General features: G+C 68.4%; 13 protein-coding genes and 2 tRNA genes. 10 read left to right on the top strand and 5 right to left on the bottom strand.

What is annotated here, in order from left to right:
• Positions 1–6: 6 nt before the first annotated feature.
• From RZO50_RS10260 to pepN, 3 genes are all read right to left on the bottom strand, one after another.
• Complete coding sequence (locus tag RZO50_RS10260) at positions 7–1,668, bottom strand: FAD-binding dehydrogenase (RefSeq protein ID WP_322599639.1); 1,662 nt, start codon at positions 1,666–1,668, stop codon at positions 7–9.
• 25 nt (positions 1,669–1,693) lie between these two features.
• The gene (locus RZO50_RS10255; protein WP_322599638.1) at positions 1,694–2,161 is read right to left on the bottom strand and encodes a globin; all 468 of its coding nucleotides are present in this window, start codon (positions 2,159–2,161) and stop codon (positions 1,694–1,696) included.
• 81 nt (positions 2,162–2,242) lie between these two features.
• Positions 2,243–4,789: an aminopeptidase N gene (pepN, locus tag RZO50_RS10250; protein WP_322599637.1), complete on the bottom strand. Its 2,547-nt coding sequence runs from the start codon at positions 4,787–4,789 to the stop codon at positions 2,243–2,245.
• A 126-nt stretch (positions 4,790–4,915) separates the two neighbouring features.
• Here pepN and RZO50_RS10245 point away from each other — a divergent pair, with 126 nt between their 5' ends.
• The 4 genes from RZO50_RS10245 to RZO50_RS10230 all read left to right on the top strand — a co-directional run bounded on the left by RZO50_RS10245 (position 4,916) and on the right by RZO50_RS10230 (position 9,273).
• Positions 4,916–6,127: a ferrochelatase gene (locus RZO50_RS10245; protein WP_322599636.1), complete on the top strand. Its 1,212-nt coding sequence runs from the start codon at positions 4,916–4,918 to the stop codon at positions 6,125–6,127.
• Positions 6,128–6,150: 23 nt separating this feature from the next.
• Entirely contained in the window at positions 6,151–6,696 is a 546-nt protein-coding gene (locus RZO50_RS10240) for a ribose-5-phosphate isomerase (RefSeq protein WP_322599635.1), read from the top strand.
• Positions 6,696–7,694: an Fpg/Nei family DNA glycosylase gene (locus RZO50_RS10235; RefSeq protein WP_322599634.1), complete on the top strand. Its 999-nt coding sequence runs from the start codon at positions 6,696–6,698 to the stop codon at positions 7,692–7,694. The genes RZO50_RS10240 and RZO50_RS10235 overlap by 1 nt, the downstream gene beginning before the upstream one ends.
• Positions 7,695–7,776: 82 nt before the next feature.
• Positions 7,777–9,273 carry an amidohydrolase gene (locus RZO50_RS10230; RefSeq protein WP_416211591.1) on the top strand — a complete coding sequence of 499 codons (1,497 nt, stop codon included), beginning with the start codon at positions 7,777–7,779 and terminating at the stop codon, positions 9,271–9,273.
• A gap of 57 nt (positions 9,274–9,330) precedes the next feature.
• Here RZO50_RS10230 and RZO50_RS10225 read toward each other — a convergent pair whose 3' ends face one another.
• Positions 9,331–9,816, bottom strand: a complete 486-nt coding sequence (locus tag RZO50_RS10225) for a Dps family protein (protein WP_322599633.1) — start codon at positions 9,814–9,816, stop codon at positions 9,331–9,333.
• Between the two features lie 161 nt (positions 9,817–9,977).
• Between RZO50_RS10225 and RZO50_RS10220 the strand changes: the two genes are divergently transcribed.
• Positions 9,978–10,511: a gamma carbonic anhydrase family protein gene (locus RZO50_RS10220; RefSeq protein WP_322599632.1), complete on the top strand. Its 534-nt coding sequence runs from the start codon at positions 9,978–9,980 to the stop codon at positions 10,509–10,511.
• Between the two features lie 20 nt (positions 10,512–10,531).
• On the opposite strand, the gene RZO50_RS10215 is transcribed toward RZO50_RS10220, so the two are convergent.
• A tRNA-Gly gene (locus tag RZO50_RS10215) sits at positions 10,532–10,605 on the bottom strand.
• A gap of 132 nt (positions 10,606–10,737) precedes the next feature.
• Here RZO50_RS10215 and RZO50_RS10210 point away from each other — a divergent pair.
• The 5 genes from RZO50_RS10210 (at position 10,738) to clpX (ending at position 15,118) form a co-directional block, all read left to right on the top strand.
• Positions 10,738–10,811, top strand: a tRNA-Pro gene (locus RZO50_RS10210).
• A gap of 66 nt (positions 10,812–10,877) precedes the next feature.
• A complete protein-coding gene (tig, locus tag RZO50_RS10205) occupies positions 10,878–12,254 on the top strand; it encodes a trigger factor (protein WP_322599631.1) in 1,377 nt (458 codons plus the stop codon).
• A 147-nt stretch (positions 12,255–12,401) separates the two neighbouring features.
• Positions 12,402–12,989, top strand: a complete 588-nt coding sequence (locus RZO50_RS10200; protein ID WP_071043308.1) for an ATP-dependent Clp protease proteolytic subunit — start codon at positions 12,402–12,404, stop codon at positions 12,987–12,989.
• 29 nt (positions 12,990–13,018) lie between these two features.
• Positions 13,019–13,690: an ATP-dependent Clp protease proteolytic subunit gene (locus RZO50_RS10195; RefSeq protein WP_322599630.1), complete on the top strand. Its 672-nt coding sequence runs from the start codon at positions 13,019–13,021 to the stop codon at positions 13,688–13,690.
• Positions 13,691–13,849: 159 nt separating this feature from the next.
• A complete protein-coding gene (clpX, locus tag RZO50_RS10190) occupies positions 13,850–15,118 on the top strand; it encodes an ATP-dependent Clp protease ATP-binding subunit ClpX (RefSeq protein WP_322599629.1) in 1,269 nt (422 codons plus the stop codon).
• Positions 15,119–15,143 lie beyond the last annotated feature (25 nt).

Raw genomic sequence — 15,143 nt, 5'->3', positions numbered from 1 at the left:
CAGGTGTCACACCGCCTCGGCGGCGGCCCGACCGGCGGCACGTCCGCTGAACAGGCACCCCCCGACGAAGGTGCCCTCCAGGGCGCGATAGCCATGGACGCCGCCGCCGCCGAAGCCGCTCGCCTCGCCGGCTGCGTACAGTCCGGGAACGGGCGCGCCGTCTCCGCCGAGCGCCCGCGCCGACAGATCCGTCTCGATGCCGCCGAGTGACTTGCGCGTCAGGACGTGCAGCTTCACGGCGATGAGCGGCCCCGCGGCGGAGTCGAGGAGACGGTGGGGTGCGGCGGTGCGGATGAGCCGGTCGCCGCGGTAGGCCCGCGCCGCACGCAGCATGGCGATCTGCGCATCCTTCGTGAAGCGGTTCCCGACTTCGCGGTCCCGTGCTTCGACCTCGCTCCGCACGAGCTCGGCATCCAGCACCCCGCCCCCGGGAAGATCCCGCATGGCCCGGATGAGCGCGTCGAGGTCGTCGCGCACCACGAAGTCCTCACCGTGGTCGAGGAAGTCCTGCACCGGCCCGCTGGCGCCTCCGCCCAGCCGGGACCGCAGGAGCAGCAACGGGTCCTTCCCGGTGAGATCGGGATTCTGCTCGCTGCCGGAGAGGGTGAACTCCTTCTCCACGATGCGTTGCGACAGGAGGAACCACGAGTGGTCGTGACCGGTTGTGCGCAGGTGCGCAAGGGTGCCCAGCGTGTCGAACCCCGGGTAGAGCGGAACCGGAAGTCGGCGTCCCGTCGCATCCAGCCACAGGGAAGACGGACCGGGCAGGATGCGGATCCCGTGCCCGGGCCAGATCGGATTCCAGTTCCGAAGGCCCTCCACGTAGTGCCACATGCGGTCGCGATTGATCAGGCGCGCCCCCGCATCTTCACTGACCGCCTGCAGGGATCCGTCGACGTACGCCGGGACGCCGGTGACCATGCTCGCAGGGGCGGTGCCCAGCCGTTCGGGCCAATGCCGACGGACGAGGTCGTGGTTGCCGCCGATCCCGCCTGAGGCGACGATGGTGGCGCCGGCCTCGATGCGGAAGTCGCCGACGATCTCGCGGGAGCTGACCGCACCTCGGGGGGCACCCGAGGGAGCGAGGACCTCACCGGCGGCGCCGGTGACCGTCTTGCTGTCGACGATCAGCTCCGTCACGCGGTGTCGAGGAAGCACGACGGCGCGGCCGACGGCTTCCGCCTGCTCGAGAGCGGACTGGAAGGGGGCGACCAGTGCGGGTCCGGTGCCCCACGCGATGTGGAATCGGGGAACGGAGTTGCCCGGTCCCGTCGCACCGTAGCCACCGCGCTCGGCCCAGCCGACGACGGGGAAGAAGCCGACGCCCTTCGCGCGGAGCCATGCTCGCTTCTCATGGTGGGCGAAGTCGAGGTATGCGTCTGCCCAGCGGCGGGGCCACACGTCGTCGGACCGGTCGAATCCGGCCGTACCGAACCAGTCCTGGCGGGCCAGCTCGGGCGAGTCGCGGATGCCCATGCGGCGCTGCTCCGGCGAATCGACGAAGAACAGGCCACCGAAGGACCACCAGGCCTGTCCGCCGAGATTCGTTCGCGGCTCCTGGTCGATCACGGTCACGTGGCGTCCGGCGGCGATCGCCTCCGTCGCCGCCACCAGACCCGCCAATCCCCATCCGATCACGAGGACATCGGTGTGTACGCGGACGGTCATCGGGACTCCTTCGTCTCGAGGTGCGTCAGGGGCGGGCGTCGTCCCGGACAGTCACAGACAGACTGCCACGATCGCGCCCGTCCGCGGCGGTGCCGATGCCGGTGGGCTCGAAAGTGTTCACCATCGCGTGGGCGGCTCGCTCGAGGTAGTCCCACAGGGTCTGCTCGTGCAACGGTGACAGGTCGAGGGCGTCCACTGCGGTGCGCATGTGGGCGAGCCACCGGTCCCGCGCGTCCGGATTGACGTGGAACGGACGGTGGCGCATCCGCAGGCGGGGATGTCCTCGGCGTTCCCCGTACGTCGTGGGGCCGCCCCAGTACTGCTCGAGGAACATCAGAAGCCGTTCCTTCGCAGGCCCGAGGTCCTCGTCGGGGTACATCGGGGCGAGGACCTCGTCCCCGGCGACGCCGTCGTAGAACACCTCGACGAGGCGCGCGAACGTCTCGTGTCCGCCGACCTCGTCGTAGAAACTCACCGGTGTCTGCTCGGTCATCCGTCCTTCTCCTCGACGGTCCTCACGATACGACGCCCCGGCACGCGCCGCGGAGTGCGGGCGCCGGGGCGTCGGTCGAGGTCACTGCGCGTCGCGCTCCTGAACGGCCAGGGCACGCTCGACGCCGGCGAGATTCTCGTAGACCATCCGGCGCAGGGCCGCGGGTGCGTCGGCGTTCGCCTCCAGCCAGGCACGGGTCGCATCGCGCAGCTCCGTCGAGGCCAGGACGCTCGGATACAGCCCCGTGATGAGGTACTCGGCGATCTTGTAGGTGCGGCTGGACCACACGGTGTCGAGCATCGCGAAATACGGCTCGATGAAGCCTCGAAGAAGCTCGATCCCGGAGGGGTTGACGAACCCCATGGCCGCGAAGCGGACGATGGTGTTGGGGAGGTCGTCGCGCTCCACCAGTGACGCCCAGGCGGCCTGCTTGGCTTCCGGCGTGGGCAGGGCCGCCTTGGCCTGGGCGGCGAACTCGCCGCCCTTGGCGGTGTTGTCCTGCGCGAGGGCCTTCTCGATGTCGGGAACGTCGATGACGCCACCGGCTGCGAGGGAGACCAGGAGTTGCCACGACAGGTCGGTGTCGATCTCGAGGCCGTCGAGTACCGTCTCTCCGTCGCGCAGCGCCCGGACGTTCGACCACTGCGAGGGCGTCGCCGCGGCGGCCGCGAACGAGGTCACGAACTGCAGCTGACTGTCGCTGCCGGCCGGCGCCTCCTGGGCGAGTTCCCACAGCGCGTCGGCGACCTTGATGCGGGTGATCTCGCGCTTCTCCGGGGCGACGTACGCGCCCGCGGCGAGCTGCAGCTGGGCCAGCGTGGTGCGCACGGTGGTGGACTCCGTCTCGCTGCCGATGTTGCGCAGAACGAGGTCGACGTAGTCGCTCGCCGACGCTTCGGCGTCGCGGGTCTGGTCCCACGCGGCGCCCCAGACGAGGGAGCGCGCGAGCGGGTCGCTGATCCGGGACAGATGGTCCACCGCCGTCTGCAGCGACCGGTCGTCGAGTCGGATCTTCGCGTAGGCGAGGTCGTCGTCGTTGAGCAGCACGAGGTCCGGGCGCTGTTCGCCGACGAGGTCCGGCACCTCGGTGAGGTCGCCGTCGACGTCGAGTTCGACGTGTCGGGTGCGCACGAGCGCGTCACCCTCGAGGGTGTAGAAACCGATCCCGAGGCGGTGCGGACGGATGGTGGGGTAGTCGGCGGGCGCGGTCTGCACCACGGCGAAGCGGGTGATCTTCCCGTCGGGACCCTCGGTGATCGCCGGTGAGAGCGTGTTGACGCCGGCCGTTTCGAGCCACTTCTTCGACCAGCCGGTCAGTTCGCGTCCGCTCGTGGCCTCGAGCTCGACGAGCAGATCGGTGAGCTCGGTGTTTCCGAACTCGTGCTTCTTGAAGTACGCCGCCACACCGGCGAAGAAGGCTTCGACCCCCACCCAGGCAGCGAGCTGCTTGAGGACGGATCCGCCCTTGGCATAGGTGATGCCGTCGAAGTTGACCTGGACGTCTTCGAGGTCGTTGATCTCGGCGACCACGGGGTGCGTCGAGGGGAGTTGATCCTGTCGGTAGGCCCAGGTCTTCTCCATCGCGTTGAAGGTCGTCCATGCGGCCGTCCACTCGGTGGCCTCGGCGGTGGCGATCGTCGAGGCCCATTCGGCGAACGACTCATTCAGCCAGAGGTCGTTCCACCACTTCATGGTGACGAGGTCGCCGAACCACATGTGCGCCAGCTCGTGGAGGATGGTGACCACGCGGCGTTCCCGCACGGCATCGGTGACCTTGCTGCGGAAGACGTACGTCTCGGTGAAGGTGACCGCTCCGGCGTTCTCCATCGCGCCGGCGTTGAACTCCGGCACGAACATCTGGTCGTATTTGGCGAACGGATACGGGTAGTCGAACTTGTCCTCGTAGTACGCGAATCCTTCACGCGTCTTCTCGAACACGTAGTCCGCGTCCAGGTACTTCCACAAGCTCTTCCGGGCGAAGACGCCGAGGGGGATCACGCGGCCGGATGCGCTGGTCAGCTCGGAGTAGGTGGCTTCGTAGGGGCCGGCGACCAGCGCGGTGATGTAGGACGAGATGCGCGGCGTGGGTTCGAAGGTCCAGGTCGCCACGCCGTCGGCGGTCGGCTCCGGCGCGGGGGTGGGGGAGTTGGAGATGACCTTCCACTCCGCCGGTGCCGAAACGGTGAACTGGAATGTCGCTTTCAGGTCGGGTTGCTCGAAGACGGCGAACACACGTCGGGAGTCGGGTACCTCGAACTGCGAATAGAGGTATACCTCGCCGTCGACAGGGTCGACGAACCGGTGCAGACCCTCCCCGGTGTTGGTGTACAGGCAGTCGGCGTCGATGACGAGCTCGTTCGACGACGCCAGGCCGTCCAGGGCGATGCGCGAGTCGGCGAAAGCGAGCGACGGCTCGACGGTGCGGCCGTTGAGGGTGATCTCGCGGACGTCGCGGGCGATGAGGTCGATGAATGTCGAGGCGCCCTCCGTCGCGGTGAACCGGACGACCGTGCGGGAGCCGAAGATCTCGGCGCCCTTGTTGAGGTCGAGCGTGATCTCGTACGACTGCGTGTCGACGACCGCGCGGCGCTCCTGCGCTTCGAGGCGGGTGAGGTTCTCTCCTGGCACTGCGTCTACTCCCGGGGTTTGGGTTCATGTCGCGGACCGGCGCTGCTGGCGCCGGCGACAACCCTCCTACCCTACGCCAGACCGACACGCGGATCCCGCGGCGTCGGGCGGTGCGAAAATGGAGCGGTGAGCACCTCGACACCCGCCCCGGACGAACCGGCGGCGACTGAGCCAGTCCCCTTCGCCTCCTCCTGCGCCGCGCCCGGTCCTGCGCACGTCGAGGTCCCGGTCGCCTATGACGGCTTGCTCCTCGCGGGATTCGGCGGACCCGAAGGGCAGGATGATGTCATCCCGTTCCTGAGGAACGTCACCCGTGGGCGTGGCATACCGGATGAGCGGCTGGAGGAGGTCGCACACCACTACCGCCACTTCGGGGGCGTCAGCCCCATCAACGCGCAGAACCGCGCACTGAAGGCCGCTCTCGAGGACGAGCTGGCCAGACGCGGCATCGATCTGCCCGTCTACTGGGGCAATCGCAACTGGGCGCCGTACCTCGAGGACGCCGTCCAGGAGGCCGCCGACGCGGGCGACACCACGCTGCTCGCCCTGGCCACGAGCGCCTACAGCTCTTTTTCGAGCTGCCGGCAGTACCGTGAGGACTTCGCGCGTGTGCTCACCGATACGGGCTTGGGCGGACAGGTCACCATCGACAAGATCCGTCAGTTCTTCGACCACCCCGGTTTCGTGCAGCCCTTCATCGACGGCGTCGAGGAGGCGGTCCGGGGGTTCGTGGTGGATGATGCGATCGACCCCGCCAAGGTCCACGTCCTGTTCTCCACCCACAGCATCCCGACGGCGGATGCCCAGCGCTCCGGACCGCGCGATCGGGACTTCGGTGACGGGGGCGCATACGCCGCCCAGCACCTCGCCGTCGCCGAAGTGGTCATGGGCGCCGTCGCCGCGGCGGTGCCCGGCGCCGACGGCGTGCCGTGGGAGCTCGTGTACCAGTCCCGATCGGGCCCGCCCACGCAGCCCTGGCTCGAACCCGATGTCTGCGACGTGATCGAGGACCTGCCCTCGCGGGGTGCCGAGGCCGTCGTCATCGTTCCACTCGGATTCGTCAGCGATCACATGGAGGTCCTCTGGGATCTCGACACGGAGGCGATGGAGGCCGCCGAGCAGGCGGGCCTGCGCGCCGTCCGCTCGCAGACGCCCGGTGTCGACCCGGCCTACGTGAGTGGACTGGTCGACCTCGTGGAGGAGCGGCTGGCCGGTACGACGAAGGCGGAGCGCCCGCACGCGACCGCTCTCGGACCCTGGTACGACGTCTGCCGACCGGGATGCTGTGAGAACATCCGCGCCGGCTTCAAGCCCGCCGCTGCGGGCATCGCGCCGTGATCGGCGTCAATAGGATGGGCGGCATGCGCATCCACATCGCCACCGATCACGCCGGTCTGGAGTTCTCCACGCAGCTGCAGCACCACCTCGCCGCTCACGGGCATCAGGTGATCGATCACGGTCCTCTCGAGTACGACCCGGTCGACGACTACCCCGCCTTCTGCATCCGCGCCGCGCAGGCCGTCGTCGCCGATCAGGCTCGGGGTGTTCCCGCCCTCGGCGTCGTCTTCGGCGGATCGGGCAACGGCGAGCAGATCGCTGCGAACAAGGTCGTCGGGATCCGCGCTGCGTTGGTGTGGAGCATCGCGACGGCCGAGTTGGCCCGCGAGCACAACGACGCGAATGTGATCGCGATCGGGGCCCGTCAGCATACGTTCGATGAGGCCGTCGCCTTCATCGACCGCTTCGTGGCGACACCGTTCTCCCACGATGACCGTCACGTGCGCCGGATCGGGCAGATCGCGTCGTTCGAGAGCGACGGGTCGCTCCTGCCGGACCCCCGGTCGACGGCGCAGAGCCCCGACGTCCTCGCCGCCGACGACAGCTCCTTCGACCCCGAAGCCGGCTGATGCCGGAGGGGCACTCCGTCCACCGCATCGCACGGCAGTTCGCCCGGAACATCGTCGGCAACCGTGTGGCGGCGTCCAGTCCGCAGGGCCGCTTCGCCGAGGGCGCATCCGTGCTCGACGGGCGGGTGCCGCGGGAGGTGCGGGCCGTCGGCAAGCAGATGTTCCTGGGATTCGACGACGACCTGTGGCTGCGTGTGCACCTCGGCATGTACGGCGCATGGGACTTCGCCGGCGACATCGTGGTCGATTCGACGATCGCCTCGGCGAACGGTCGCATGGGGCAGACGAACCAGCGCGGCACCCACCTGGCAGAAGCGGTCTACGACGAGGCGGGGGAGAACTCGCTCTCCTCCATCGGAGCACCGCGGAGGACCCGGGTGCACGTGCGCATGTCGGAGCAGACCACCGGCCTCGGTGAGGACGACGACCAGTGGCCGCCGCCGGTGGTCGGCCAGGTGCGGCTCCGGCTGCTCACCGACGCGGTGTGTGCCGACCTGCGCGGTCCGACCGCGTGCGCGCTGCAGACCGGTGACGAGATGGCGGTGACCGTCGCCAAGCTCGGACCCGACCCGTTGGTCGACGACCCGGCGGCGGGGGAGGAACGGTTCACCTCCGTCGTGCGGCGCAAGCGCACGTCGATCGGCCTGCTGCTGATGGACCAATCCGTCGTCTCCGGGATCGGCAACGTCTACCGCGCGGAGATGTTGTTCCGTGCCCGGCTGAACCCGCACACGCCGGGGCAGGACGTTCCGGAGCAGACCGTGCGCGGTCTCTGGCACGACTGGACTCGGCTGCTCGCGATCGGAGTCGAGACCGGGCAGATGATGACCATGGACGATCTCGACCCGGAACAATTCCGTCGGGCGATGGCCAGCCGCGACGATCGTCACTGGGTCTATCATCGCGCGGGTCTGCCCTGCCGCGTCTGCGGGACCGACATCGTGATGGAGGAGGCGGCGGGACGCAAGCTCTACTGGTGCCCCCGTTGTCAGGCCTGACCGTCGCGGCGCCCTAGGCTGGCGGGGTGCGTCAGAACCCATTGCGGACGACCGTCCGCATCGCCGCCGTACGGGGAGAGCTGTGATCGGCCCGGGATCGCGTGTCGACACGGTCGTCGGCGGCAGGCTGACCGGACCGGGTGCGCATCTCGCACCGGCCGGCCCCGTGGATCTCTTCCTCTCCGGAGGTCGGATCGTCGATATCGCGCCGACGGGCGCGTTGCGACCGCGAGGCGAGGTCCTCGACGCCGACGGAGCCTTCGTCGTTCCGGGGCTGTGGGACCATCACGTGCATGTGATGCAGTGGTCCCTCGTGGCGCAGCGTCAGAACCTCGACATCGCGGAGTCCGCGGCCCACGCTGCGGAGATCATGGCGTGGGCGCCGGTGCTCTCGGACGGCCGACGAGTGGGAACCGGGTTCCGTGACGGACTGTGGGCCGATGCGCCGTCGCTGAGCCTGCTGGATGCGGCGACCGGCGCGGTTCCCACGTACCTCATCAACTCCGATGTCCACAGTGTCTGGATGAACTCGGCCGCCTTCGAACGCGAGGCGATGGCCGCGGACGAGACGGGTGTCGTGCGCGAAGAGCCCGCTTTCGAGGTCTCTCGGCGCCTGAACGATGTCGACCCCGCCGTGGGCGACGCCGCCGTGCAGGCCATGGCGGCGGATGCGGCGTCCCGGGGGGTCGTCGGGATCATCGACCTCGACATGGCGTGGAACGCCTCGGCGTGGGAGAGGCGCGCAGCGAGCGGATTCGACACCCTCCGCGTCGACTTCGGGGTCTACCCCGAGCACCTTCAGCGGGCGATGGAGGCGGGTCTGCGATCCGGCGATCCCGTGGCGGGGGAGGGCGGTCTGATCCGGATGGGCCCGCTGAAGATCATCACCGACGGTTCGCTCGGTACTCGTACCGCGGCGTGCTCGCACCACTACACGGGGGAGCCCGGGAACACCGGTGTGCTCAACTACCCCCTCGACACGGTTCGGGACCTGATGGCGCGCGCCACCGGCGCCGGGATCACCTGCGCCATCCATGCGATCGGCGACGTCGCCAACACTGCCGCACTCGACGCCTTCGCCGTCACGGGCGCGACCGGCACCATCGAACACGCCCAGCTCGTCGCCCACCGCGATCTCGCCCGCTTCGCACGGCTGGGTGTCGCCGCGAGCGTCCAGCCCGAGCATGCGCTCGATGACCGTGACATGACCGATGCCATGTGGCGCGGCCAGACCGCGCTGGCCTATCCGCTGCGCTCTTTGGCCGACGCCGGCGCCAATCTGCGGTTCGGCTCCGATGCACCGGTCGCGCGGCTCGATCCGTGGGCCGCGATGGCGTCGGCGGTCCATCGCAGCCGTGACGGGCGCGATCCGTGGCAGCCGGACCAGCGGGTGGATGCGGCCACGGCCTTGGCTGCGTCCACCCGCGGCGGGTCCACGTCCGCTTCGTCGCTGGCCCCAGGTGCGGTGGCCGACCTGGCACTGTGCGACCGGGATCCGCTGACGGCGGACGAGTGGGAGATGCGCGCCACCGTCGTGTCGGCCACTCTGCTATCCGGTCGTCTCACCCACCTGGCGTGAGACACACCGAAGCCCCCGGGCTGGACCCGGGGGCTTCGGTGTGTGCGGTGGCCCGCCTCACTCGGCGACGTGCGCGACGAGGAACCAGCGGTCCTTCTCGATGGACTGCTTGAGGCCGATCGCGATGTCCTGGCTGGTCAGGTCGACCTCGTCGAGCCCGTCGATCGCGGTCTGCAGGTCGGCGATCACCGAGTCCATGTCGGCGATCACGGCGCGGACGATGTCCTGCCACTGGGTGAACCCCGCCGGGACGGCCGTCGCGGCGGTCTTGTCCGCGATGGTGCCCAGACGTGCGTCGACGGGCAGCCCGAGAGCGACGATGCGCTCCGCGGCTTCGTCGGCACCGGCCTGCGCGTGCTCGACGACCGAGTCGAGGAGCTCGTGGATGGCGATGAAGTTGGCGCCGCGCACGTTCCAGTGGGCCTGCTTGCCGTTCACCGCGAGCGCTTGCATGCCCAGCACCACGGGGGTCAGGAACTGTGCCGTGCCGGCTGCGACGGTCGGGTCCGCGGCGGTGGTCGGGGTGGTCTGCATGTTCGTCATCGTGTCGCCTCCATTCGGGCGGTTCCCGGCGGTCCGCCGGCTCTTCGCCCTCTTGGGAACAACGCTACTCAGCCCGCGGTATTCCGCAAGCAAGCCCAGGCTGGGCTTGCTTTCCTGAGGCTATCCATACCTGCCGGAACGCCGACCGGTAGCCTCGCCACATGATCTCTGCGGATTCCTCGGTTCTGACCGTCTCGGGCGCACGGCCCGTCGTCGACGACTCGGCCTTCGTGGCCGCGGGGGCGCGCGTCATCGGCGCGGTGACCCTGGGAGCGGAATCGAGCGTCTGGTACAACGCCGTCCTCCGCGCCGACAGTGCCCCCATCACGATCGGGGCAGGCAGCAATCTCCAGGACAATGTGTCGGTTCACGTCGACGCCGGGCGGCCGGTGGTCCTCGGTGAGAACGTCTCCGTCGGCCACAACGCCGTCGTGCATGGGTGCACGATCGGTGACGGCACGCTCATCGGGATGGGCAGCGTCGTGCTCTCCGGCGCACAGATCGGCTCGGGTTCCCTGGTCGCCGGCGGCGCAGTGGTGCTGGAGGACATGGTGGTCCCGCCCAATTCCCTCGTCGCGGGGGTGCCGGCCAAAGTACGTCGCGAGCTGACGGAGGAGGAGCGTGCCGCGATCCGTCGTAACGCCGATACGTATCGGGCTCATGTCCAGGCGCACCGCGTGGCGCAGGCGGGGTGAACATCGGACTCAGAACGATATGGAGGGGATGACGGGAATCGAACCCGCACCATCAGTTTGGAAGACTGAGGCTCTACCATTGAGCTACATCCCCGCAGCGGCGAACCGCAGCGTCACCAGTGTAGACGACATCGGTCGTCGTCCCGACCACGCGCAGGCGGCGGGTTGTCATGTCGGTTAGACTTCACGGGGCCGATCGCTGCACGTTCGCGTGCGCGCACCCATCCGGGGCGTAGCTCAGCTTGGTAGAGCGCCCGCTTTGGGAGCGGGAGGCCGCAGGTTCAAATCCTGTCGCCCCGACATCCACCGACCAAGAGTCAACCGCCGCGCTGTCAGCGCGGTCGACACCGAGGAGAACGAACAGGCATGGTCACGAGCACCGTCGAGAAGCTGACCCCCACCCGGGTGAAGCTGCACATCACGGTCACCCCCGACGAGCTGAAGCCGAGCATCGAGCGCGCGTACGACGTGATCGCGAAGGACGTGCAGATCCCCGGCTTCCGCAAGGGCAAGGTCCCCGCCCCGATCATCGACCAGCGCATCGGTCGCGGACCGGTGCTCGAGCAGGCCGTGAGTGACGGACTCGACGCGTTCTACCGCCAGGCGGTGGAAGCCGAGGGCGTGCGCGTGCTCGGGCGTCCCAGCGCCGACGTGCTGGAGTGGCCGAACGAGAAGGACTTCTCCGGCGACCTGCAGGTGGCCGTCGAGGTCGACGTCCGTCCGGAGTTCGACCTTCCGGCCTATGAGGGGCTCACGATCGAGGTCGACGCCGTCGAGGTCGACGAGGCCGCGGTCGAGGAGGAGCTGGACAAGCTGCGCTCGCGCTTCGGCACCCTCGTGACCGTCGAGCGGCCCGCCGCGAAGGGCGACTTCGTCGAGCTCGACCTCGTCGCGACCATCGACGGCGCCGAGATCGACCGCGCCGAGGGCGTGTCGTACGAGGTCGGTTCCGGCGAACTGCTCGAGGGCATCGATGAGGCCATCGACTCCCTCACCGCCGGTGAGGACACGACGTTCCGTTCCACGCTCGTCGGGGGCGACCACGCCGGCCAGGAGGCCGAGGTCGCGGTGTCGGTCAAGGCCGTCAAGGAGCGCGAGCTCCCCGATGCCGATGACGACTTCGCCCAGATCGCGAGCGAGTTCGACACCATCGCCGAGTTGCGCGAGAGCCTGGTCGAGCGTGTCTCGCAGCAGTCGGTGTTCACGCAGGGGTCGGCGGCGCGCGACAAGCTCGTCGAGCAGCTTCTCGAGCAGGTCGAGATCGCCGTCCCGCCGCAGCTCATCGAGGACGAGGTCCACGCCCACCTCGAACAGGAGAGCCGCCTCGAGGACGACGAGCACCGCGCCGAGGTGACCGAGGCGAGCGAGAAGCAGTTCCGGACGCAGATGCTGCTGGATGCGATCGCCGAGCAGGCTGAGGTCCAGGTGTCCCAGGAGGAACTGACGCAGTACCTGGTCCAGTCGGCGGCGCAGTACGGCATGGCTCCGCAGGAGTTCGTGCAGGCCCTCCAGCAGCAGAACCAGCTGCCGGCCATCGTGGCCGAGGTCGCCCGCAACAAGGCGCTCGCGGTGGCGCTCGGCAAGGTCACCGTCGTCGACACCGCCGGCAATGCCGTCGACCTCACCGGCTTCATCGCCGTCGAGGACGAAGAGGCCGCCGAGGAAGAGGTCGTCGAGGAAGCCGAGGAGATCGTCGAAGAGGCCGCTGAGGCTGAGGCTGAGGACGTCGACGACAAGAAGTGATCGCCTTCGGGTGAGGGAGGGGCGGATGCTGCGGTATCCGCCCCTTCGTCGTCCCGCCACGCCATCGATCTGCCCACGGCGAACACGACCGGTCCCTCGGACGAGCGCCGGTAGATTCGTTTCAGACCCAAGGAATCAGGAGCACACATGGCCGCTGAACCCCTTGTCGCGACGAGCGTCTTCGACAAGCTGCTGAGAGACCGCATCATCTGGCTCGGGTCGGAGGTGCGCGACGAGAACGCGAACGAGATCTGCGCGAAGATCCTCCTGCTCGCCGCGGAGGACCCCGAGAAGGACATCTACCTCTACATCAACTCGCCCGGTGGGTCGATCACCGCCGGAATGGCGATCTACGACACGATGCAGTTCGTGCCGAACGACATCGTCACCGTCGGCATCGGCATGGCGGCCTCGATGGGCCAGCTGCTGCTCACCAGCGGCACGAAGGGCAAGCGCTACATCACGCCGAACGCCCGCGTCCTGCTCCACCAGCCGCACGGCGGCTTCGGCGGGACGGCCAGCGACATCCAGACGCAGGCGCAGCTGATCCTCGACATGAAGAAGCGTCTTGCGGAGATCACCGCTTCGCAGACGGGCAAGAGCGTCGAGCAGGTCAACGCCGACGGTGATCGCGACCGGTGGTTCACGGCCGCCGAGGCGCTGGAGTACGGCTTCGTCGACCACATCCGCGAGCACGCCGCCGACGTCTCCGGCGGCGGCGGCACCGCGAGCTGAGTCCGCAGGCGAAAGAGAGAGAAGCGCACATGTACACCCCCACCCACGGTGTTCCCGCCCCCGCCGGCGTGCCGATGCCCGGCAGCCGCTATGTGCTCCCGCAATTCGAGGAGCGCACCGCCTACGGCTACAAGCGGCAGGATCCGTACAACAAGCTGTTCGAGGATCGCGTGATCTTCCTCGGCGTGCAGGTCGATGACGCGTCGGCGGACGATGTCATGGCCCAGCTGCTCGTCCTCGAGAGCCAGGACCCCGACCGCGACATCATCATGTACATCAACTCGCCCGGCGGCTCGTTCACCGCGATGACGGCGATCTACGACACGATGCAGTATGTCTCGCCGGAGATCCAGACCGTGGTGCTCGGCCAGGCCGCCTCGGCCGCGTCGGTGCTGCTTGCCGCCGGTGCGCCCGGGAAGCGTCTCGCGTTGCCCAACGCCCGCATCCTCATGCACCAGCCGGCCGTCGGCGAGGCAGGACACGGGCAGGCCTCGGACATCGAGATCCAGGCTGCGGAGATCCTCCGTATGCGCACCTGGCTCGAAGAGACCATGGCCAGGCACACCAACCGCACGGCGGAGCAGGTGAACAAGGACATCGACCGCGACAAGATCCTCTCCGCCTCGGAGGCGTTGGAGTACGGCGTCGTCGATCAGGTCCTCACCACGCGCAAGCGCACCCCCGCCGCGATCACGTCCTGACGCGCAGCATCGTCGGCGCCCCGTCTCCTCCGGGAGGCGGGGCGCCGTCGTCGGTCGTCGGATCGGGACATTCCGTGCTCGCAATTCCCACCGATGTCTCAGGGAGAGGTTAGGCTCGAAGGACACCCGGGGCAGACCCGCTGTTTGAGGAGGAGCCGGATGGCACGCATCGGAGAGAGCGCCGACCTGTTCAAGTGCTCCTTCTGCGGCAAGAGCCAGAAGCAGGTGCAGCAGCTCATCGCCGGACCCGGCGTCTACATCTGCGATGAATGCGTCGAGCTGTGCAACGAGATCATCGAAGAGCGCATGGCCGAGTCCTCGTCGGACGAGGTGGCGGATTTCGATCTGCCCAAGCCGCGCGAGATCTTCGCGTTCCTCGAGGAGTACGTGGTCGGGCAAGACGACGCCAAGCGAGCCCTCTCGGTGGCGGTCTACAACCACTACAAGCGTGTGCGTGCGCACGGCACGATCCAGTCGGCCGAACAGCGTGCCGAAGAAGTCGAGATCGCGAAGAGCAACATCCTGCTCCTGGGGCCCACCGGCTGCGGAAAGACGTATTTGGCGCAGACGCTCGCCAAGCGCTTGAACGTGCCTTTCGCCGTCGCGGACGCCACCGCCCTCACCGAGGCCGGGTACGTCGGAGAAGACGTCGAGAATATTCTCTTGAAGCTGCTTCAGGCGGCGGACTTCGACACGAAGCGCGCCGAAACGGGCATCATCTACATCGACGAGGTCGACAAGGTCGCCCGGAAGGCCGAGAACCCTTCCATCACCCGAGACGTATCGGGCGAGGGCGTGCAGCAGGCGCTGCTGAAGATCCTCGAAGGGACCGTCGCGTCCGTGCCGCCGCAGGGCGGCCGCAAGCATCCCCATCAGGAGTTCATCCAGATCGACACGACGAACGTCTTGTTCATCGTCGCCGGTGCTTTCGCGGGTCTCGAAGACATCATCTCGTCGAGGGTGGGCAAGCACGGCGTCGGGTTCGGCGCTCCGCTTCACACCAAGGGCGACGACCTCAATCTTTTCTCCGAAGTGCGTCCGGAGGACCTTCACAAGTTCGGACTGATCCCGGAGTTCATCGGTCGCCTGCCGGTCGTGGCGGCCGTCTCGCCGTTGGACCGCGAAGCCCTCATGGAGATCCTGACCGGGCCGAAGAACGCGTTGGTGAAGCAGTATGAGCGCATGTTCGAGCTCGATGGCGTCGCACTCGAGTTCGACCGTTCGTCGCTCGAGGCGATTGCGGACCTCGCCGTGGAGCGCAAGACGGGCGCGCGGGGCCTGCGTGCGATCCTCGAGGACGTGCTGGGTCCGATCATGTTCGAGATCCCCTCTGCCGACAACGTGGAGAAGGTGATCGTCACCCGCGATGCCGTGGAGAAGGGTGCGACGCCGACCCTGGTCATGCGCGAGAAGCGCAAGAGCGCCTGATGTCAGAGGAGCCCCCGCGCGTGGT

Source organism: Microbacterium xanthum, from assembly GCF_034531355.1.
GTDB classification, from domain to species: Bacteria; Actinomycetota; Actinomycetes; order Actinomycetales; family Microbacteriaceae; genus Microbacterium; species Microbacterium xanthum.
The sequence above is the reverse complement of the archived record's forward strand: the minus strand, read 5'-3'. Positions and strand labels throughout refer to the sequence as shown.